Annotated in this window: 19 protein-coding genes and 1 riboswitch; of the genes, 14 read left to right on the top strand and 5 right to left on the bottom strand. The window is 72.8% G+C overall.

The window, feature by feature from the left end; genetic code table 11:
- Window positions 1-161: 161 nt before the first annotated feature.
- Window positions 162-338, bottom strand: a riboswitch (cobalamin riboswitch).
- 410 nt (window positions 339-748) lie between these two features.
- On the top strand, window positions 749-1,372 hold the full coding sequence (locus tag IF22_RS0100700) for an MBL fold metallo-hydrolase (protein ID WP_245233474.1): 624 nt from the start codon (window positions 749-751) through the stop codon (window positions 1,370-1,372).
- Between the two features lie 2 nt (window positions 1,373-1,374).
- Here IF22_RS0100700 and IF22_RS0100695 read toward each other — a convergent pair whose 3' ends face one another.
- The gene (locus IF22_RS0100695; RefSeq protein ID WP_030327530.1) at window positions 1,375-1,710 is read right to left on the bottom strand and encodes a hypothetical protein; all 336 of its coding nucleotides are present in this window, start codon (window positions 1,708-1,710) and stop codon (window positions 1,375-1,377) included.
- Between the two features lie 136 nt (window positions 1,711-1,846).
- Between IF22_RS0100695 and IF22_RS0100690 the strand changes: the two genes are divergently transcribed.
- The 5 genes from IF22_RS0100690 to ileS all read left to right on the top strand — a co-directional run bounded on the left by IF22_RS0100690 (window position 1,847) and on the right by ileS (window position 7,902).
- The gene (locus IF22_RS0100690) at window positions 1,847-2,419 is read left to right on the top strand and encodes an RNA polymerase sigma factor (protein ID WP_030327529.1); all 573 of its coding nucleotides are present in this window, start codon (window positions 1,847-1,849) and stop codon (window positions 2,417-2,419) included.
- Window positions 2,412-3,131, top strand: a complete 720-nt coding sequence (locus tag IF22_RS0100685; protein WP_030327528.1) for a hypothetical protein — start codon at window positions 2,412-2,414, stop codon at window positions 3,129-3,131. The genes IF22_RS0100690 and IF22_RS0100685 overlap by 8 nt, the downstream gene beginning before the upstream one ends.
- A 129-nt stretch (window positions 3,132-3,260) precedes the next feature.
- Entirely contained in the window at window positions 3,261-3,782 is a 522-nt protein-coding gene (locus tag IF22_RS0100680; RefSeq protein ID WP_245233473.1) for a hypothetical protein, read from the top strand.
- 29 nt (window positions 3,783-3,811) lie between these two features.
- Complete coding sequence (locus IF22_RS0100675; RefSeq protein ID WP_030327526.1) at window positions 3,812-4,477, top strand: hypothetical protein; 666 nt, start codon at window positions 3,812-3,814, stop codon at window positions 4,475-4,477.
- Between the two features lie 278 nt (window positions 4,478-4,755).
- Window positions 4,756-7,902 (top strand): isoleucine--tRNA ligase, encoded by a 3,147-nt coding sequence (gene ileS / locus IF22_RS0100670; protein ID WP_030327525.1) that lies wholly within the window; start codon window positions 4,756-4,758, stop codon window positions 7,900-7,902.
- A 19-nt stretch (window positions 7,903-7,921) separates the two neighbouring features.
- Here the strand turns inward: ileS and IF22_RS0100665 are convergent, their stop codons facing one another.
- The gene (locus tag IF22_RS0100665) at window positions 7,922-8,818 is read right to left on the bottom strand and encodes an aldo/keto reductase (protein WP_030327523.1); all 897 of its coding nucleotides are present in this window, start codon (window positions 8,816-8,818) and stop codon (window positions 7,922-7,924) included.
- A gap of 73 nt (window positions 8,819-8,891) precedes the next feature.
- A complete protein-coding gene (locus IF22_RS0100660; RefSeq protein ID WP_081883632.1) occupies window positions 8,892-10,154 on the bottom strand; it encodes an MFS transporter in 1,263 nt (420 codons plus the stop codon).
- A 160-nt stretch (window positions 10,155-10,314) separates the two neighbouring features.
- Here IF22_RS0100660 and IF22_RS0100655 point away from each other — a divergent pair, with 160 nt between their 5' ends.
- Together IF22_RS0100655 and IF22_RS0100650 are read left to right on the top strand one after the other, a co-directional pair.
- Window positions 10,315-11,304, top strand: coding sequence for a LacI family DNA-binding transcriptional regulator (locus tag IF22_RS0100655; RefSeq protein ID WP_030327521.1), 990 nt, complete (start codon window positions 10,315-10,317; stop codon window positions 11,302-11,304).
- 78 nt (window positions 11,305-11,382) lie between these two features.
- The gene (locus IF22_RS0100650; RefSeq protein ID WP_036410452.1) at window positions 11,383-12,111 is read left to right on the top strand and encodes an alpha/beta hydrolase; all 729 of its coding nucleotides are present in this window, start codon (window positions 11,383-11,385) and stop codon (window positions 12,109-12,111) included.
- 45 nt (window positions 12,112-12,156) lie between these two features.
- Here the strand turns inward: IF22_RS0100650 and IF22_RS0100645 are convergent, their stop codons facing one another.
- Entirely contained in the window at window positions 12,157-13,281 is a 1,125-nt protein-coding gene (locus IF22_RS0100645) for an FUSC family protein (RefSeq protein ID WP_030327518.1), read from the bottom strand.
- A 726-nt stretch (window positions 13,282-14,007) separates the two neighbouring features.
- Complete coding sequence (locus tag IF22_RS0100640; protein ID WP_030327517.1) at window positions 14,008-14,637, bottom strand: TetR/AcrR family transcriptional regulator; 630 nt, start codon at window positions 14,635-14,637, stop codon at window positions 14,008-14,010.
- Window positions 14,638-14,704: 67 nt separating this feature from the next.
- Between IF22_RS0100640 and IF22_RS0100635 the strand changes: the two genes are divergently transcribed.
- The 6 genes from IF22_RS0100635 (at window position 14,705) to IF22_RS0100610 (ending at window position 19,941) form a co-directional block, all read left to right on the top strand.
- On the top strand, window positions 14,705-15,868 hold the full coding sequence (locus IF22_RS0100635) for an FAD-dependent oxidoreductase (RefSeq protein WP_030327516.1): 1,164 nt from the start codon (window positions 14,705-14,707) through the stop codon (window positions 15,866-15,868).
- A gap of 215 nt (window positions 15,869-16,083) precedes the next feature.
- The gene (locus IF22_RS0100630; protein ID WP_030327515.1) at window positions 16,084-16,866 is read left to right on the top strand and encodes an LppM family (lipo)protein; all 783 of its coding nucleotides are present in this window, start codon (window positions 16,084-16,086) and stop codon (window positions 16,864-16,866) included.
- 148 nt (window positions 16,867-17,014) lie between these two features.
- Entirely contained in the window at window positions 17,015-17,350 is a 336-nt protein-coding gene (locus IF22_RS0100625; protein ID WP_030327513.1) for a hypothetical protein, read from the top strand.
- Between the two features lie 13 nt (window positions 17,351-17,363).
- On the top strand, window positions 17,364-17,972 hold the full coding sequence (locus IF22_RS0100620) for a hypothetical protein (protein WP_030327512.1): 609 nt from the start codon (window positions 17,364-17,366) through the stop codon (window positions 17,970-17,972).
- Complete coding sequence (locus tag IF22_RS0100615) at window positions 17,969-18,667, top strand: carboxypeptidase-like regulatory domain-containing protein (RefSeq protein ID WP_030327511.1); 699 nt, start codon at window positions 17,969-17,971, stop codon at window positions 18,665-18,667. Before IF22_RS0100620 ends, IF22_RS0100615 begins: the two co-directional genes overlap by 4 nt.
- Window positions 18,668-18,690: 23 nt before the next feature.
- A complete protein-coding gene (locus tag IF22_RS0100610) occupies window positions 18,691-19,941 on the top strand; it encodes a phage tail sheath family protein (protein WP_030327510.1) in 1,251 nt (416 codons plus the stop codon).
- Window position 19,942: the final 1 nt, after the last annotated feature.

The raw sequence follows: 19,942 nt of genomic DNA, 5'->3' as shown, positions 1-19,942 counted from the left end.
GGTGGGGAACTCAGCGGTGAACGGCGCGGGAGCGTGCGGATGCCGGCGCGTCAGTGCGGCCGGGGCGGGGCGCGGCGGGGCGTCCGCCGCTCGGTTCGCGACGGTGATCGTCGGTCACAGAGACGCCATGCGTCATCGGGTCCTCCTCGGGTGTCCACGCCCTGGGGTACGTCCCGACGGCCGAAGTATCCTGGCTTCCGGATCGACGCTCTCCCCCGGCCTTCCAACCGCAGACACACGGCCGTGACTCACGAGGGGGGATCGCTCCCCGGTGACAGTGGCGGGACCGCGTCGGATTCGCACCGACTTCCTTCACTGCCGTCAGGCTGCGAATGCTGCCACACCCCTGCGCCGCCGGTCAACGCCGGTCCAGCCCCACCAGGCGGACACCACCGATCGAGCCTCGCCGATCGGCGTGAATGCGGCTCCGCGCCTCGCGACGCCCCAGATCGATGCGCGACGCCCTTTGCTCTGCTGCCCTATGTGCACCAGGCACGGGGCGTCGCCGGTGCGTACAGGGCAGCAGAGCAAAGGACCGCCGAACCCATCCTGGCCTGCGCCGATCGTCCGGCAGGACGGTGCCCGACGGCGTGCTGACCTAGGATCGGCACCGCCACAGCGGCGAACCGCGATCAATGTCGGAGATCGATCACCATGGCCGTCCCACAGTTCCACCACCTGGGCCGGCCGTGTCTGGGTCTGTCCAGGCGACCCCGACCCCGAGGCGGTCCAGGCCGGCGTCGCCGTCGTGGCCGACGAGCGCGGCAGTGTGATGATCGACGCCGGGCAGAGCCCCACGCACGCCCGCGCGATCCAGGCCGCGCTCGCCGCAGCCGGGCTGCCACGGCCCCGCTGGCTGGTCTACACCCACCACCACTGGGACCACGTCTGGGGCGCTTGCGCCTGGCCCGGCGTGGAGATCGTCGGACACGAGACGGCGGTGCCGCTGCTACGCGCTGAGGCTGCCCGGCCCTGGAGTCACCACTATCTGGACGAGCGGGTACGCGCCGACCCCCGCCTCGGCCCGAGCTTCCGGGCGCGAGCCCGTGCGATGGATTCCTGGGCGGACTTCACCATCCTGCCGCCAACCCGGACCTTCACCGATGTCGACGAGTTGTCGGTGGGCGTCGGGTTACGGCACGTCGGCGGCGGCCACGCCCCAGATTCGACGGTCGTGCTGGTGCCGGACTCGGGCGTCATGCTGCTCGGCGACTGCTTCTACCCGCCGCCGGCACACCTGCGCCGACCCGACGACGGCCCCGACCTGGACCTGGTCCGCCGACTGCTCTGGGACGACTACCTGTGGTACGTCTCCAGCCACGCCGAGCCGATGACGGCTGAGCAGGCCCGGTCAGCCGTCGAGGCCGCCTGACCTCAGCGGGCGTGGCGTTCCGGGTGGGCCCGACTCCAGGTCCGCATCCGCTCCGGGTAGCCGGTGCGCGCCGCCTCGTACAACGGCACCGCGTGCTTGCGGGCGATGGCCCCGGCCGCGCGGGGCGTTCCGGTACGACGACGGATCCACTCGCCGTCGTGGGCGATCGCCACGACCGTGGTGTCCGTGGCGGTCGTCTCCGGCTCCAGGTAGAACTCCACCCCGCGCCGGCTGGCGACGAACGCCTCCAGCGCCGCGAGGTCGTCGCGGGTCGCCTCCCGGTCCAGCTTCGTCGGGGTCGTCTCGGCACCCCGTGACCGGCGACTGAACCAGCTCATGCCCCGCCCCTCTCCTCGACGCCCCTCCAGTGCAGCACCGATTCCTGGCAATAGGCTGCACGCCCGGTGGGAGAGAGCTGATCCGGGTCGGAAATCCCTGTGGAACCCGCGGCGGGTGGGCGGTGTCATGTGGGTGATGCGAACGGAGGCTGCCCTGGACGACGAGGCGCTCGTCACCCGTGCTCGGACAGGTGACCTGGAGGCGTACGACCTCCTGGTCACCCGGCACACCGCGTCCGCGTACCGGACGGCGGTGCTGCTCGGTGCCGGCTCGGACTCCGAGGACGTCATCCAGGAGGCGTTCGTGAAGGCGTACCGGAAGCTGTCCCGTTACCGGGGCGAGGCGTCCTTCCGGTCGTGGCTGCTGGCGATCGTCGCCAACGAGACCCGCAACCTGCACCGCTCCCGGGGCCGGCGCGACGGGCTCGTGCTGCGGGCGGCGGCAGCGGACCCCACGTCCGAGGTCGCCGAGGACGACGCTGTCGGCGCGGTCCTCGCCGGGGAGCGCCGGGCGTCGCTGGTGCGGGCCCTACGGCAACTGCCGGTACGCGACCGCGAGGTGATCGTCTGCCGGTTCTTCCTCGATCTCAGCGAGGAGGAGACGGTGGCGACGCTGGGCTGGCCCCGGGGCACTGTGAAGTCGCGCACCTCCAGGGCGCTGGCGAAGCTTCGCACCCTGCTCGACCGGGAGGAGGTCCGACATGGGTGACCTCGAACGGGAACTGCGGGACCTGTCCACCTGGCTGGACACACCCGATCCGCCCGACGTGAGCGCCCGCGTCCGCGTCCGACTCAGCACGCCCGCGCCCCGGCGGCGCCGGTGGCGTTCGCTCGCCGCGGTGGCGCTCGTCACAGTGCTGGTGGCGGTGTTGCCGCCGACCCGGGCCGCCATCGCCGACGTTGTCACCGGGCTGCTGCGCTTCGCCGGTGTCAGCATCGCCACCGCGCCCGCACCGACACCGCCCGGTGCCACCGCGTCGCCGTTACCCGGGCAGCGGGTCGTCGCCCTGGACGAGGCGCAGCGGGCGGTACGGTTTCCGATCCGCCTGCCGGCGAAGCTGGGCCCACCCGAGCGGGTGCTGGTCGCCGATCCGGACGCCACCGGCAGGTACCGGGTGGCGACGCTGCTCTACGACGGGGGCGCGCTGCGCGTCGACGCGTTCGACGGTCACCTCGACCTGGCCTTCCACAAGGAGGTCACGCCGCCGGGCGCGAACTGGGTCCAGGTCAACGGCGACTTCGCCGTGTGGGTCGACGGCCCACACGTGCTGTCCTACGTGGACCGGGCGGGTGGGATCCGCCGGGAGACCGCCCGGCTGGCCGCCTCGACCCTGATCTGGCAGGACAACGAGGTGAGCTACCGGCTGGAGGGCCACCTCACCAGGGCCGAGGCGATCGAGATCGCCCGCTCGCTGCGCTGAGGGAACCGGGCCGGCCCGGGCGGTGTCCTGAAGACACGACGATTCGCCGTCGCCCGGTCTGTTCCAGCCCGAGGTGGCGGCCGGTGTACCGGAGGAGCACGGATGGGTTCACGGGGCAGGTTGACGCTGGTGTCATCGGTGGTCCTGTTGGCGGGGTGCACGGCCACGACCAGCGGCGGGTCGGCCGCACCGGCTGCCACGACCGCCGCCACGGCGAGCGCCACCACGGCCACCACCGCCGCCACCACGGCGAGCGCCGCGACGGGCTGCGGCTCGCGGGTCGAGACCGGGCCGCTGCCGGACTGGGCGGACGCCGGATTCAGCGGGGACGCGCGGGTTCCGCACGTCTTCGGCGCGAAGGGGGACATCGTGGCGGTGCTGTTCGCCCATCCGCTGCGGCAGGTCCGCGACGACGGGTCGAACAACAAGATCCTCTGGGTGGCCCGCGCCGTCACGACCTCGCCCGACCCGGTCGCACCGGCAACCCTGGTGATCACCGCGAGGTTGGACGGCACCGACACGCAGGTGATCCGGGAGGTCCCCGGCGGTCCCGGTCCGTCGATCATCGACCTGCCGCGGGCCGGTTGCTGGCGCCTCGACCTGAGCTGGTCCGGGCACACCGACACGATGGACCTGACCTACGCGCGGTGAGCGGCACCCGGGCCGCCTAGGCTGCTGGCGTGCGGGACGACGAGCGGGTGGCGGCGGCCCGCAACAACGCCGAGTGGTGCGACATCGTCTGCGGCAGCCACGGGCTGCCCGGCCGTACCGACGCCGACGCCTGGTCGGTCCCGCGCCGGTCGCCACAGTGGTACCCGGACGCGGTCACCCTGCGACCGGGCGTCGACGCCGAGGCCCTGCTGGCGCGGTTGGACGCGGGGCCCGGCGCGACGGTGAAGGACAGCTTCGCCGATCTCGACCTGTCCGGGTACGGCTTCCGGGTGCTCTTCGACGCGCAGTGGATCCAGCGGCAACCGGCCGCCCCGCCGGCCGACGCGCCCCTCGACCGGGTCAGCACCCCCGACGACCTGGCGTCCTGGGCGGAGGTACACGGCGGTGGGGCCCTGTTCCGCCCCGCGCTCCTGGCCGACCCGCGGGTGCTGGTGCTCGCCCGCCACGACGATCGGGGCGAGCTCACCGGTGGAGCGGTGCTCAGCGGGGACGGCCCGTACGGCGTCTCCAACCTGTTCACCCGCACCGGCACCGCCCACGACGTCTGGCGCGCGGTGTGCGCCACAGTGCCCGACGCGCCGCTGGTCGGCTACGAAACCACCCAGGACCTGTCACCGGCGCTTCGCGCGGGCTTCACCACCACCGGCCCGCTGCGCGTCTGGTCGCACGGCTAGCACTCCGGCCACGAGCCCCGCGCACGGACAGCTATGCTGGCGGCATCGGCACCGATCCGGCCATCACCGGGGAGCCTCCGGAAGAACGGGCAGCCTGGCCGCCTCAGTAGAACCGGACGCAGCGGCACGTCACGTCGCAGAATTGAGCGGCGCCCGCACCATCGGGGCGCAAGCGGGGTGGTACCGCGGAGTCCTGGCCATACGCCCGGCGCTTCGTCCCCGCGTGGGCAGTGAGCTGATGCCCGCGTGAGCGGATGTGGAGTGTAGGGAGAGCGTCGGTGCCGGACGGTCCGTCGAAGTCGCCATTCGTGCCACTACCCACCAAGATCGACTTCGCGGTGCTGGACCGCGCGGTCATCGAGTGGTGGCAGGCCAACTCGGTGTTCACCCGGAGTCTGGAGCAGACGGCCGACGGCACCCCGTGGGTGTTCTACGAGGGACCGCCGACCGCCAACGGCACGCCGGGCACCCACCACATCGAGGCGCGGGTCTTCAAGGACCTCTTTCCCCGGTACCGGACGATGCGCGGCTTCTCGGTGCCGCGCCGCGCCGGCTGGGACTGTCACGGCCTACCGGTCGAGCTGGCGGTCGAGAAGGAACTGGGGCTCGGCGGCAAGCCCGACATCGAGAAGATGGGCATCGCGGAGTTCAACGCCCGCTGCCGCACCTCGGTGCTTCGTCACGTCGACGAGTTCGTCCAGCTCAGTGAGCGGATGGGTTACTGGATCGACCTGGAGCACCCGTACCAGACGATGTCACCGGAGTACGTGGACAGCGTCTGGTGGTCACTGAAGCAGATCCACGACGGTGGGCGCCTGGTGGAGGATTTCCGGGTCGCCCCGTACTGCACCCGCGACGGCACGACGCTCTCCGACCACGAGGTGGCGCAGGGGTACGAGACAGTCGTCGACCCTTCCGTGTACGTGCGGTTCCCGGTGCGCGGGGAGGTGGCCGGGCACAACGGCGTCGACCTGCTGATCTGGACCACCACCCCGTGGACCCTGGTGTCCAACACCGCCGTCGCCGTCCATCCCGGCGTGACGTACGCGGTGGCCCGCACCGGGCAGGGCACCTTCGTCGTCGCCGAACCGCTGGCCCAGCGGGTCCTCGGCGACGATGCGGAGATCCTGGCGACCGTCGCGGGGTCGGCCCTGGAGGGGTTGCGGTACGAGCGGCCGTTCGACCTGGTGGACATCCCGGACGCGCACCGGGTGGTCCTCGCGGAGTACGTCACGACCGAGGACGGCACCGGCCTGGTGCACCAGGCGCCGGCCTTCGGCGCCGACGACCTCGCCGTCTGCCGCGCGTACGGGTTGCCGCTGGTCAACCCGGTCGCGCCGAACGGGCGGTTCACCGACGACATCGAGCTGGTCGGCGGGGTGTTCTTCAAGGATGCCGACGCGTTGCTCATCGACCGGCTCCGCACCTCGGGTCGGCTGTTCCGGCACGAGCCGTTCGAGCACCCCTACCCGCACTGCTGGCGGTGCCACACCCCGCTGATGTACTACGCGCAGCCGTCCTGGTACATCCGGACCACCGAGGTACGCGACGAGCTGACCCGGGAGAACGAGAAGACCAACTGGTTCCCGGAGCACATCAAACACGGCCGGTACGGCGACTGGCTGAAGAACAACATCGACTGGGCGGTGTCCCGCTCCCGGTACTGGGGCACCCCGCTGCCGCTGTGGCGCTGCCCCGACAACCACGTGACAGCTGTCGGTTCCCGTGCGGAGCTCGGCGAGCTGGCCGGCGCCGACCTGTCCGAGTTGGACCCGCACCGCCCGTACGTCGACGAGATCACCATCGCGTGCCCGGACTGCGGCCGGACCGCCACCCGCGTCCCCGAGGTGATCGACGCCTGGTACGACTCCGGCGCGATGCCGTTCGCGTCGTTGGGCTACCCGCACGTGCCCGGCAGCAAGGAGCTCTTCGAACGCAGCTACCCGGCCCAGTACATCTGTGAGGCGATCGACCAGACGCGGGGCTGGTTCTACACGCTGATGGCGGTGGGCACGCTGGTCTTCGACCGGTCCCCGTACGAGAACGTCGTCTGCCTCGGGCACATCCTGGCCGAGGACGGCCGCAAGATGAGCAAACACCTGGGCAACATCCTGCTGCCGATCCCGTTGATGGACACCCACGGTGCGGACGCGGTGCGCTGGTTCATGGCCTGCTCCGGCTCACCGTGGTCGCCGCGCCGGGTCGGGCCCGGCCCGCTCGACGAGATCGTCCGCAAGGTGTTGATGACCTACTGGAACACCGCGGCCTTCTTCTCCCTCTACGCGGCGAACTCGACGTGGGCGCCGCACCTGGCGCAGCCGGTCGCCCAGCGGCCGGTGCTGGACCGGTGGATCGTCGGCGAGGTCCACGCCCTCGCGGCCGCCGTGGACGAACGACTGCAGAACTACGACACGGCGCGCGCCGGCCGACTGCTCGCCGACTTCATCGACGACCTGTCCAACTGGTACGTGCGGCGGTCGCGACAGCGCTTCTGGGAGGGCGACCCCGACGCGCTCACCACCCTGTACGAGTGCCTCGACATCCTCACCCGGCTCCTCGCGCCGTTCATTCCGTTCGTCACGGAGGAGGTGTGGCAGCAGGTCGTCCGGCGGGGGTCGGCGTCAGCCCCGGAGTCGGTGCACCTGGCGACCTGGCCCACCCCCGACCCCACACTGATCAGCACGGAGTTGTCGGCCCAGGTGGCCACGGCACGGGCGTTGGCGGAGGCGGGCCGCTCCGCGCGTAAGGCGAGCGGTCTGCGGATCCGGCAGCCGTTGAGCCGGGCGCTGGTGGGGCTGCCGGCCGGCACGGTTCTCCCGCAGGCGTTGCTGGACGACATCGGCGACGAGTTGAACGTCAAGGTCCTCGAACCGCTCGATCCGCAGAGCGGTGTCATCGACGTGCAGGTCAAGGCGAACTTCCGGACCCTGGGACGCCGGTTCGGCAACCGCACCCAGCACGTCGCGAAGGCCATCGCCGGGGTGCCACCCCGGGAGTTGGTCGACGGCGTCCGGGCGAACGGGACGTACCCGCTGTCGGTCGACGGCGCACCGGTCGAGGTGGGCCCGGACGACATCCTGATCACGGAGGTGCCGCGCACCGGTTGGGTGGTGGAGACCCAGCGCGGCGCGACCATCGCGCTGGACACCGAGATCACCCCCGAACTGGCGGCCGAGGGCGTCGCCCGCGACGTCGTCCGCATCGTCCAGCAGGCCCGCCGCGACGCCGACTTCGCGGTGTCCGACCGGGTCACCGTGTCGATCGCCGCGCCCCCGGAGGTGGCGGCGGCGATCTCCACGCATCAGGTGCTCATCGCGCACGAGACCCTCGCGCTCAGGCTGACAGTGGTGGACGCGTTGTCGGAGGGTTTCTCCGGCACCGTGGGCAACGGCTACGAGATCGTCGTCCACGTCGTGCGGGCCTGAGCGGTGGCCGGGTGGCCGGTCAACCGAGCCGGGTCAGGTCCTCCGGGGTCAGGTGCAGGGCACCGGCCGCCACGTTCTGCGCCAGGTGCTCCGGGTTCGCGGTGCCGGGGATGGCCAGCACGTGGGGGCCCTGGTGCAGGGTCCAGGCGAGGCGTACCTGCTGCGGGGTGACGCCGTGGACGCGGGCGACCGCCTCGACGGCCTCGCCCTGCGCGGCGCTCGCGCCCGCCTCCCGCCCGGTGCCGGCGAGCGCGAAGAACGGCACGTAGGCGATACCCCGCTCACCGCAGAGCCGGACGAACGGGTCCTGCTCCCGGTAGGCGTCCACACCGTAGTTGTTCTGCACACAGACCACCGGCGCGATGCCCGCCACCTCGTCCAGCTGCTCCGGCCGGACGTTGGAGAGCCCGAGGTGCCGGATCAGCCCGGCGGCCCGCAGCTCGGCGAGCGCGCCGAACCGGTCGGCCAGCGGCACCGGGCCCGGCCCCCGGCCGAGGCGCAGGTTCACCACGTCCAGCTGGTCGCGGCCGAGGCGGCGAAGGTTCTCCTCGACCTGATCGCGCAACTGCGCCGGGGTGAACGCCTCGGTGAAGCCCGCCTCCGGGTCGTACCCGAAACCGACCTTGGTGGCGATCACCAGCTCGTCCGGGTACGGGGCGAGCGCCGCGCGGATCAGCTCGGTGGCGTAGCGGGCCGGGCCGGTGCCGACCCGCAGGGTGCCGCCGGGTGAGACGTAGAAGGCGGCCGTGTCGATGTGGTTGACGCCCAACTCCACGGCCCGGCGCAGCAGGGCGACGGCCCGGTCCGGGTCGGGGTTCGCGGTGATCCGCATGGAGCCGAAGCCCATCCGGCGTACGGTGCGGTCGCCCAGGGTCCAGCTGCCCGCCGCGGCGGCGGTGATCTTGTCGGTTGGCATCGGGCGACGATAACCAGCTCGGGTGCGCGGCGCAGTCGGCCACGCACCCGATACCGCCAGGCGGCGCGGTGGGTTAGTTTTTATCTACCGACGGAGCCGTTCCAGCCGGGTGCGGCGGGCGCAGCACCGGCACCAGCAGCAGGGTCGGCAGCAGCAGCAGAGGCACCACCAGCAGCGCGCGCAGGGTGCCGACCTGGTCGCCGACCAGCCCCAGCAACGGCGGGCCGCCGAGGAACGCGGTGTAGCCGATCACCGCGACCACGCTCACCCGCACCGCCGCGTGCGACTCGTCGTCGGCCGCCGCGCTCATCCCGACCGGGAAGCCCAGCGACGCACCGAGACCCCACAGCGCGACGCCGACGACGGCCACCGGCCCGGAACCCGCCAGCACGGCCAGGCCCGCGCCGAGCACGGCGAGGCCGATGGTGCCGCTGATCACCGGTACCCGACCCCAGCGGTCCAGGGCGATGGTGCCGGCGGTACGCCCGATGGTCATGCCCACCACGAAGACCGCGAAGACGGCCGCGCCGGCGGCCTCGCTCAGGTCCCGTCCGTCGATGAACGCCACCGCCAACCAGTCGTTGGCGGCACCCTCGGTGAACGCGGCCACCAGCACGAACAGCCCGATCAGCAGGGTGCGCGGCTCCCGCCAGGCGGCGAGTTGCGCCCGGCGGCGGGCCGCCGGGGTGGCGTCCGCCGGGTCGCCGGTGTGGTCGCTGCCCACCGGCAGGTACGTCCGGGCGGCGAGCGCGGTGCCGGCCAGCACGACCACCGCCACCGCGACGAGGTGCGCGCCGACTGACACGTCGAAGCGGGCCGCCCCGGCACCGAGCGCCGCGCCGGCAACCGAACCGAGGCTCCACCCGGCGTGGAAACGGGGCATGATCGTCCGGCCGAGCCGCCGCTCCACCGCCGCGCCCTCGATGTTCATCGCCACGTCGCAGGCGCCGGAGCCGTAACCGAGGGCAACCAACCCCAGTGCGACGAGGGCGAACGATCCGGTCATCGTGGCGCCCAGCCCCGCCACGCTCAGGCCGACGGCGACCATGACGGTGGCCATCGTCACGGTGCGGGCCGCGCCGAAGCGCTGGGCGAGCAGGCCGGAGGTGGGCATGGCGAGCAGCGCGCCGACGCTCATCGCCAGCAGCAGCAGCCCGAGTCGGCCGGCGGAGAGGTCCAACGCCTCACGGACGGCCGGAACGCGGGAGAACCAGCTGCCCACGGCCAGTCCGTTGAGGGTGAAGGTGACAGCGACACCGTTGCGGGCGAGCCGCACCGTCCGCAGGTTCGGCGAGGCGGTGTCCGGGGCCAGGGGTCGACTGGTGGGGGCGCTCACGAGGGTGGGTCCTCTTTCTCGGGGTGATCTCCTGGCACGATCGCACACCTGAGAGCGCTACCACCACAACCCGGGACCGCCCCTTACCGCAGCTGGTGGGGCCGGGGCATGATGGGCGCAGGCGCTGGTCCGACCGGACGGGCCGCCGCGGGAGGCGACGATGACGACAGCGGCACAGCGACCGGCCACTCTTGAGGACGTGGCCCGGGTCGCCGGGGTGTCCCGGTCCACGGCCTCGCGGGTGATCGCCGGCACGGGGTTCGCGTCACCGGCCGCCCGGGAACAGGTCACCGCGGCCGTCGACCAGCTCGGTTACGTGCCCAACCCGGCCGCCCGGGCGTTGGTCCGCGGCGGCGGCGTCCGCCTGGTGGTGGCCGTTCTGGGGACCAGCGCCGCGGTGCTGGACGACCCGTACGTGCACCAGGTGGTCGGCTCGGCCGCCCGGGTGTGCACGCCCGCTGGTGTCGGGGTGGCGCTGCACTGGCTGCCGTTCGGCGACCCCCGCACCCTCGACCAGATCGGCCGGGATCGCAGCGTGTGCGGGGTGATCCTGGTCAACACCACCGAGGACCTGCTGGCGGCGGTTCCCCAGTCGCTACGCGGTCGGGTGGTCTCGATCGGCATCGGCTCGGCCACCGTGCCGTCGTTCGACGTCGACAACGCCGCCGGCTCCGAAGCGGTGCTGCGCCACCTGTACGCCGCGGGTCGCCGCCGTATCGCCATGGTGACCGGCCCCCGATGGCTGCCCTGCGCGCAACGCCCGGTGCAGACGTACCGCCGGTTGATGGCCGAGGCGGGCCTGCCGGAGCGGATCCTGCCCGGGGACTTCCGGGCGGCGCGCGGCCGGACGGCGGCCGGCGAGGCGCTGCACCGCTGGCCGGACATCGACGCGGTCTACGCGATCAGCGACGACACCGCGCTCGGCGTGATCGCGGGCCTGCGGGACGCCGGTGTGCGGGTGCCGGGCGACGTCGCGGTGGCCGGCTTCGACGACATTCCGTTGGCCGGGATGACCGCCCCGGCGCTGACTACGGCGAGTCACCCGGTGGGGCGGATCGCCGTCGCCGCGGCCACCGCTGTGCTGGACGGACGCCCGGCGGCCCCGGTGACCCTCTTCCCGTCGGCCCTGGTGGCGCGGGCCAGCGCCTGAGTCGACGCCCGGCGGTTAACCCCGCACGGGCCGGGTAACCGGGGCGGACCTTACGTCCACCCCGAGGAGCGCCGACCCGTGTCCGACTCCGCGCCGTCGCACTGGGACCCGGCGCCGAGCCCGCGCGACGGCCGGTTGACCGCCCGCCACCACCCACCGGCGGCGCCGGGGCGCACCGGGCTGGTGCCGATGACCGGCCGCGACGGGGACCGGCTGGCAGTGGGGTACGTCCCGGAGCCGGCGGGCGACGGTTCGGCGTACCGGTTGGTGCTGCTCCTGCACGGTGCCGGCGGCTCGGCGCGACAGGGCCTGGACCTGCTGTTGCCGGTCGCGGACGCGCAGCACCTGCTGCTGGTCGCCCCGGACTCGTCGGCGGCCAGTTGGGACCTGATCGCCGGCGGTTTCGGGGCGGACGTGCGGCGCATCGACGCGCTGTTGGCGACCGTCTTCGACGGCTACCCGATCGCCGACGTGACAGTCGGCGGCTTCTCCGACGGCGCCTCGTACGCGCTGTCGTTGGGCCTGGCGAACGGGGATCTGATCGACGCGGTGGTGGCGTTCTCCCCCGGTTTCGCCGCGCCGCCGGTCACGCACGGCCGGCCACGGGTCTTCATCTCGCACGGCGTCGACGACCGGGTGCTGCCCATCGACGTGTGCAGCCGCCGCCTCGTCCCCCACCTGCGCGACCTCGGTTACGACGTGACCTACGAGGAGTTCCCCGGCGGCCACGACATCCCCGTGCCGGTCCGCGACTCGGCCATCAGTTGGCTCACCGGCCATCCCCCACGGGTCGTGGCCCGGCCCTGACCGGGGGCGGGCGTCACGTGGCCCGGCCCTGACCGGGGGCGGGCGTCAGACCGGGGGAAGGCCGAGGGCGTCGTCGACGCGGGCGAGGACGGCGGCGTCGTCGCGCGGGTTGACGCCGCGCAGCAGGTCGATGGCCGTGGCCCGGACCTGACCGATGATCATCGCCAGGGGAAGGGTCTGGGTGGAGCCGAAGAGCTGCCCTGCGGTGTGCACCGCGGCCAACGCCGACTCGTCGGCCCGGGTGGCGTGCCGGTCGACGGTCTCTTCCTGCCCGTCCAGGTCGGCGGCGAGGGCGGCACCGGCCTGCCGGACCGCTTCGGCCAGGGACCGCAGGGCGGCGCCCAGCTCGGCCGGGGCCGCCGTCTGCATCCGGCTGAGGGTCACCCCCGCACGGGCCAGCACCCGGACGTTGCGGACCGCGTAGTCGATCTGCCGGATGGACTCGTCCACCGAGCGCAGCCGACCGAGGTGCTGACGTCGGCGGACGTTGAGCCGCAGCGCCTCACCGGCGGCCAGCACTCCGTCGCGGAGCCCGTCCACCCGGGCGTCCATCCCCCGCGCCTGCCGCAGCGCGGCGACCGCCGCCGGCTCGTCGCGGTCGTCCAGCGCGTCGGCGATCCCGTCCAGCAACCCGGCCAGCTCGTCGAAGGTCCGCCGCACCTCGGCGACCAGCGGGGCGAGCGGGTGCCGGGCGTCGACCAGCAGGCTGGCCGCGAGCGCGACGACGCCGCCGACCAGCGCGTCGACGAAACGGAACGGCACCAACGACCCGTCCGGCGGCGCGACCACCACCAGGTAGAGCGCGGAGACCGCCGCCTGCACCAGGGTCACGCCGGTAGCACCGAAGGCCACCGCGAACAGGACGGTGAGCAGGATGACGGTGAACACCGTCCAGGTGCTACCCGGGCCGAGCGCCTGCACCACCAGGTCGGCGACGAGCACCCCGACGGCGACCCCGAGGACGACCTCGACCGCGCGGTGGATGCGCTGCCCCCGGGCCTGACCGAGAACGATCAGCGCGGCGGCCGGCGCGAAGAAGGGCTGCGGGTGCCCGAGCAACCGGGTGGCCAGCAGCCAGGCCACTGTCGCCGCGACCGTCGCCTCCAGCACCGGCCGCCAGCCACGCCGCAGCCGCCCAGCAGCCGTCCGCAGCCCGCTGATCCGCACCATCGCCCAACCTCTCCACCCGCGCCAGTCGGTCTGCCGCGCCCCGCCCCCGCCCCGCCAACCAGGTCACCACACCACCGACCAGGTCACCGCACCGCCAGCCCATCTGAGTGCGCCACGACACCGCCGGCCCACCCGCATACGTCGTTCGCAGCCCCTTTGGAGCTGATGCCGTCAACGAATCAGGCGCCCTCCCGTGCACGGTTCACGCTGGCGGCCCTGACGTGTCGAGTCCGAGGCCGTAGACGAATCAACCGCGATGTCGCGAACGGATCAAACTCGCGGCAGTAGTCGGATCGAGCCGGATATCGCAAACGGGCCCGACTCGATGTCGAAACCGGCCTGGCCCGATGCCGCAACCCGGTCTACCTCGGTGGTGCAAGCTGAGCCGGCCCGATGTCGGAGGCCGACCTGGTCCGAGTCGCAAGACGATCCGGATCGATATCGCGAGCGGATCTGGCTCGATGTCGTCAACGATTCAGCTCCAAAGGGCCCACCCACGGCACCACGTCGACGGCCCACGGTATTCCGAGATGACCGTCTCCCATCACCCGTCGGGCCTGCTCACCGGGACTGCCGCCGCGCCCCGCCCGGTGCCAGCGCGCCCACGTTCTCGACGGACCCGCCAGGCCCGCCACCGGCAGGTCCGCCCACCAGGCAGTCCCACCCACCGGGCAGGCCCTCCCACCAGGCCCGCTTCGGGGCTCGACTGCCGGCAGGCCGGTCGGGTCAGGTCCCGGTGAGGGCGCGCAGCAGTGTCCGGACGGCGGCGCTCAGGTCGGCGCGGCTGGCCGCGCTACCCGGCGGCGGGGCGGTGAGCGCGCCCGCGCCGGCCAGCCGGTCGAAGAGCAGCCCGTCCACGAACGCCACGAACTGGTCGCCCTGCCGGTCGGGGTCGGTCGCCCCGGCCCGGGTCAGCAGGTCCCGGGCCTGCACCCGCAGGCCGGTGCCGTGCTGCAGGATGCTGCGCAGCTCAGGCCGGTGCACCGCCTCCAGCAGGCAGGCGTAGCGGGCCAGGCTTCGGCTGCGCCCGGTGCTCAACCAGCGGTCGAGCACCTCGGCGACTCCGGCGGCGAGCGCGTCGAGGTCGCCACTGTCGAGCCGGGGAGCCGGTGTCGGGGGCGGCGGGTCGGTCGGCAGGTCGTACGCGGCCAGGTCGGCCCGGTCCCGTTCGGCGAGCCGTCCCACCACGGCCTCGATCAGCGCCTGGCGGGTCCGCAGGTACGCGGAGGTGGTGCCCGGCGGCACGCCGGCGCGTCCGTCGACCGCCCGGTGGGTGAGGGCTCGCATGCCGCCGTCGGCGATCAGTTCGATGGCGGCGTCGGTCAGCGTCGCGACCCGGTTCGCCCGCGCCGTCATGGCGGTCCCCCTCTCCCGTGTTCCGCAGGTAGTATCCTCCTTCTACAGGTGTAGAAGGAGGATCGGCATGAGCGACGCGCACGCGGTGGTGGTGGGTGGCGGCATCGGCGGGTTGAGCGCGGCGCTCGCCCTGCACCGGCAGGGATGGCGGGTTACCGTGCTGGAGCGCGCCCCCGAGCTGCGCGAGGTCGGCGCCGGCCTGAGCCTGATGGCCAACGCGGTGCGCGCGCTGGACGCCCTCGGCCTCGGCCCGACAGTGCGCCGAGGTGGGCACGGCGAGGCACCCGGCGGCATCCGCAACCGGCACGGCCGGTGGCTGTCCCGGGTGGACGCCACGGAGATGGTCCGGCAGCTGGGCACCACCGCGCTCGGCGTGCACCGGGCCACGCTGCACCGCACCCTGCGCGAGGCGCTGCCCGCCTCGTCCCTGCACACCTCGGCCACCGTGGAGCACGTCGGGTCCAACCCGGACCGGGCGTCGGTGCGTTACCGGACCCCGAACGGCCCGCGCACCCTCACCGCCGATCTGGTGGTCGGCGCCGACGGCCTGCGCAGCCGGGTCCGCGCCCAGCTCTGGCCGCAACACCCCGGCCCGGTGTATGCCGGATCGACGGCGTGGCGGGCGGCCATCGCGTTTGCGGACCCGGTCCCGGCCGCCATCACCTGGGGGCCGGGGGCCGAGTTCGGCATGGTGCCGATCGGCGACGGTCAGCTCTACTGGTACGCCGCACTGAACGCCCCGCCGGGCGGCCACGCCCCCGACGAACTCGCGGCCGTGCGGGAGCGCTTCGGCGACTGGCACGACCCCATTCCGGCGCTGCTCGCGGCCACCCCGCCCGGCGTCGTGCTGCGCAACGACATCCACCACCTGGCCGCGCCGCTGCCGTCGTACGTGCGGGGGCGGGTGGCGCTGCTCGGCGACGCCGCCCACGCGATGACACCCAACCTCGGCCAGGGGGCCGGACAGGCCATCGAGGACGCGGTGGTGCTCGGCGCGGTCTGCGCCAACGGCCCCGAGGGGCTGCCGGCCGCCCTGGGCGCGTACGACGAGCAGCGCCGACCGCGCAGTCAGGCCGTCGCCCGAGCCTCCGTCACCGCCGGCCGGTTCGGACAGCAACTATGCCATCCGATCGCCGTCGCGGTGCGCGACACCGCGTTGCGGCTCACCCCGGGGCGGGTCGCGCTGCGCAGCATGGCCCGGTACGCGGACTGGCGACCGCCGGCTGGCTGAGCCGGCCGCAGGATCCACCGGCCAGACGCCCGCGACAATTCCCATCCGATCAGCGCACAGCCGACGATGGACCGTCGTCGCCCCAAAACTCCAGAATAGTCATTCGGGTCGTCGTCCGGGCTAATCAAAGACGACAGCGCGTCGGTACAATCGGCGACTTCGTTGTGACCGATCGCTGACTGCTGATGATGAAAGCGATCACACACACTGAGCCCATGAACAGGAGAGTCAACCGCGGCAGAGCACTCCGCGTCGCGGTGTGCCTCCTCCTTCTCGCCGCGCTGAGCGGCTGCATGCAACTCAACATGGGGTTGACGGTCAACGCCGACGACACTGTCGACGGCCAGCTCCTGCTGACGGCCCAGAAATCCCTGCTGAGCGGGCGCAACAAGAACCTCCCGGTCGCCTTCGCGGAGTTGCGGCAGAACATCCCCGCCCTGCCCGCCGGCGAGGAGACCCTTTACCAGGACGACACTTTTTACGGATCCCAGATCAGTTACCGCAAGGCGCCGCTCGCCGGTTTCGACACCGAGAGCGTGAAACTGGTCAGGGACGGCGATCTGTACCGCTTCACGCTGCCGCTCGACCCGAAGAAATATGGCGGAAAGGTCGCGGAGCAGAATCCGCAGAACCAACAGGCGTTCCTCAAGCTCATGTCGTTCGAGATCTCGGTGACATTTCCCGGCCGGGTGATCGACAGCAATGGCACCGTCAACGGCCGGTCGGTCAGTTGGAAGGTCGACCCCAACCAGGAGAAGCCGACCGAACTGCGGGCCGTGGCCGAGGCCCCGCCCCGCCCGTCCACGTCACCGGCCGCCGCCGGCGGTGACGACGACGGCGGATTCCCCTGGCTGCTGGTCGTCGGCGGTGTCCTCCTCCTGCTGGTGATCACCGCGGTGGGCGTACTCCTGGTGCGCCGCCGCCTACCCGCGACGCCGGCCGCGCCCGGTCCGACCCCGCCGCCGGGCCCGCCCGCCGGCGCCCCGGGGCCCGGCTGATCCATCTGGTGGCCGGCCCCGGACGGCCACGCCCGGCCCCGGCCGCCCCCGAACCGACGGCGACCGGCCCCGGTGCTCCCGCTGCGGGCGCACCGAACCTCACCACCACCACATCCCGGTCGCACCATCGCAGAAAAGGGGGATCGTCATGAACGATCTCTTCACCTGGGCAGCTCTGGGGACGATCGCCGGCGCGAGCGCCGCCACCCTGCTGGCCACCAACGTCATCGGCGGGCTGATCGGCCCGAGCGGCGACAAGCTCCGCAAGTGGATCGCCATCGCCATCGCGCTGCTGCTGTCCTACGTGACGGCGGCGTTCGCCGACGACGCCGGCGGCGAGAAGTGGGTCATCGCGTTCTTCAACGCGCTGGTCATCTTCTCCGCCGCGCTCGGCGTCAACCAGTTTCCACCCGGCAACCGGCAGGCGACGCCGACGCAGGTCGCCAGCGGTCGCGAGCCCCGAGTCTTCCGTTCCTGGGTCTGAGAGGGGTGTCGTCATGGTCTTCGGAATCCTCAGCGCCGTCATCCAGGTCGGCTTCGGGGCCCTGCTCGGCTTCCTCGCCGGTGGCCCGATCGGGCTGCTGATCGGCGCCGTCGTGGGCCTGGTGGTCGGCGCGGTCTTCGGCTGGTCGGTGGCCTCCGCCGGGGTGTACGCCTCGGACGCCCGCGGCATCTTCCTCTTCGTCGTCGACCACACCTGGAGTCTGCTCAACACTGTCGTCGGCGCCATCTACCTGACCGTGCACCTGATCTTCGGGCACTCCCTGGACCGGCCCACGTCGCTGAACAGTGGACGGGTCAGCGTGGTGGAGGGGGTCTCACCCCGCTACGCCACCACCATCGGCACGGTCTGCGCCGGCTCCAGCTCCGGCATCCAGCGGCACGAGGACGTGCACATCTTCCAGGGCCGCCTGCTCGGGCCGCTCTACATCCCCCTGGTGCTGGCCAACTACGTCCTGTTCACCATCGCGCCGGTGTGGCTGCTCTACCACGATCACACCAACGCACCGATCAACCGCTTCACCCGGTACTTCGAGATCGGCGTCTACCCGCACGTCTGGAACGAGGCCATCGCGTACCGGATCCAGGGGACGCCACCGCGATGAGCACCCACGGGCGCGGGCCGATCGAGACCGCCACCGCCGAGCTGGTCGCCTGGGTGACCAGCGCGGCGGGGGAACCCGTCCCGGTCGGCCCGCCCCGCGCGTGCGACGACGCCGACGGGCTCACCCTCTGGCCCCTCGACCTGCGCCCGGCCCGGCAGACCCGCTCCAGCGGCGCGGTCCGCGAACCGTACCGGTTCACGGTCCGCCACCTGCTCTGCGTGACCGGGCCCGCCGGGTTGCCCCGGCTGGATCGGGTGCTCACCGCCGCGACCAGCGACGGCAGGTACCCGGTGGTGCTGGAGGCCGGCGACGCGCCACTGTGGACGGCGTTCGGTGCGGCGCCCCGACCGGCGCTGCTGATCGACGTGGCGGCGCAGGTGGACCACACGACCCCGGCCGCGCCGCCGGTGCGGCAACCGCTGCGGTTGCGGCAACTCGACGTGCGCAGCCTCCGTGGGCGGGTCGTCGGCCCGGAGCACCAACCACTGGCCGCGATGCGGGTCGAGCTGCCCGGCACCGGGTCCGTCACCCGCACCGACCCGCAGGGCCGGTTCCTGATCGCCGGTGTGCCGCACGACCCCGAGCACCCGGGCCCGGTCCGGTTGCGGCTGACCGGACGCGGGCTCGTCCTCACCGCCGACGTCGACGCGGCCGAGGACGACATCGTCATCGTCTGCGCGCCACCGACCCACTGACACCCACCCGCTAAGGAGCGCCGATGCCCAGTTACTTCTCCCCCGGCATCTATGTCGAGGAGGTCCCCAGCGGCGCCCGACCGATCGGGCCGGTGAGCACCAGCATCGCCGCCTTCGTCGGCGTCGCCCCGGACCACTCCGCCCACCTGGGCAGGGCGGTGCCGGTCAACAACTGGACGGAGTTCCTGCGGCTCTTCGCCGGCGGCGAGCGGGTGGAGAGCACTCCCCTGGCCCGGGCGGTCTTCGGGTTCCTGGACAACGGGGGCGCCCGCTGCTGGGTCGTCAACGTCGGCGAGGGCGGCGCGATCACCGGCACCGGGCAGCGGCGCGGCGGCCTGCAACTGTTGGAAGCCGTCGACGAGATCTCCATCATCGCCGCACCCGGCTTCCACGACGTGGTGTCCCACGAGGCGCTGCTCAGCATGGCCGAACGCACCCGCACCATGGTCGCGATCTGCGACCCGGCGCCGGACATCGACGACATCTCCGCGTTGACCCGGGTCGCCACGCCCTCCGCCGGCAAACCCGCCAAGCCCGCCGACGGTGCGGCCGCCGGCCCTGGCGGCGGCTCCGCCCAGCCGGGTGGCTCCGGCGGCCACGAGGGGGCCGCGTACCGGCCGCGACAGTCCGAGTTCGGCGCGTTCTACTACCCCTGGTTGCGGGTCCGCGACCCGATCAGCGGCGAGTTGGAACTCACCCCGCCGAGCGGGCACCTGGCCGGCATCTGGGCCCGCACCGACGCCCTGCGCGGTGTGCACAAGGCCCCCGCCAACGAACCCGTACGCGGCGCCGTCGACCTGGGCTACCTGGTCACCCGACCCGAGCACGACGTGCTCAACCCCAAGGGCGTCAACGTGATCCGCTACTTCGCCGGTGAGGGCATCCGCGTCTGGGGCGCCCGTACGCTCGCCGCCGAGGCCAGCGAGTGGCGCTACCTCAACGTCCGGCGGCTCAGCATCGCCATCGAGCAGGCCATCGCCAACGGCACCCGGTGGATGGTGTTCGAGCCCAACGACTTCACCCTCTGGCGCTCGATCCGCCGCGACATCGGGGCGTTCCTCACCCGGGTGTGGCGTGACGGCGCGCTGCTCGGGCGCAGCCCCGAGGAGGCGTTCTTCGTCAAGTGCGACGAGGAGACCAACCCGCCGGACGTCCGTGACGCCGGCATGGTGATCGCCCACATCGGCATCGCTGTCGTCAAGCCCGCCGAATTCGTGGTGTTCAAGCTGAGCCAGTGGGCCGGCGGCACCGAGACCGAGACGATCGGAGGCTGAC

It is taken from the genome of Micromonospora parva (assembly GCF_000718515.1).
GTDB lineage: Bacteria > Actinomycetota > Actinomycetes > Mycobacteriales > Micromonosporaceae > Micromonospora > Micromonospora parva.
This window is presented reverse-complemented; position numbering and strand designations above follow the sequence as displayed.

Bases quoted from the DNA above. Each gene is read 5' to 3' on its own strand.
- IF22_RS0100695 (WP_030327530.1), bottom strand. From the start codon at position 1,710: ATGAGCTGGTTCAGTCGCCGGTCACGGGGTGCCGAGACGACCCCGACG.
- IF22_RS0100690 (WP_030327529.1), top strand. From the start codon at position 1,847: ATGCGAACGGAGGCTGCCCTGGACGACGAGGCGCTCGTCACCCGTGCT.
- IF22_RS0100685 (WP_030327528.1), top strand. From the start codon at position 2,412: ATGGGTGACCTCGAACGGGAACTGCGGGACCTGTCCACCTGGCTGGAC.
- IF22_RS0100665 (WP_030327523.1), bottom strand. From the start codon at position 8,818: ATGCCAACCGACAAGATCACCGCCGCCGCGGCGGGCAGCTGGACCCTG.
- IF22_RS0100655 (WP_030327521.1), top strand. From the start codon at position 10,315: ATGACGACAGCGGCACAGCGACCGGCCACTCTTGAGGACGTGGCCCGG.
- IF22_RS0100645 (WP_030327518.1), bottom strand. From the start codon at position 13,281: ATGGTGCGGATCAGCGGGCTGCGGACGGCTGCTGGGCGGCTGCGGCGT.
- IF22_RS0100640 (WP_030327517.1), bottom strand. From the start codon at position 14,637: ATGACGGCGCGGGCGAACCGGGTCGCGACGCTGACCGACGCCGCCATC.
- IF22_RS0100635 (WP_030327516.1), top strand. From the start codon at position 14,705: ATGAGCGACGCGCACGCGGTGGTGGTGGGTGGCGGCATCGGCGGGTTG.
- IF22_RS0100630 (WP_030327515.1), top strand. From the start codon at position 16,084: ATGAACAGGAGAGTCAACCGCGGCAGAGCACTCCGCGTCGCGGTGTGC.
- IF22_RS0100625 (WP_030327513.1), top strand. From the start codon at position 17,015: ATGAACGATCTCTTCACCTGGGCAGCTCTGGGGACGATCGCCGGCGCG.
- IF22_RS0100620 (WP_030327512.1), top strand. From the start codon at position 17,364: ATGGTCTTCGGAATCCTCAGCGCCGTCATCCAGGTCGGCTTCGGGGCC.
- IF22_RS0100615 (WP_030327511.1), top strand. From the start codon at position 17,969: ATGAGCACCCACGGGCGCGGGCCGATCGAGACCGCCACCGCCGAGCTG.
- IF22_RS0100610 (WP_030327510.1), top strand. From the start codon at position 18,691: ATGCCCAGTTACTTCTCCCCCGGCATCTATGTCGAGGAGGTCCCCAGC.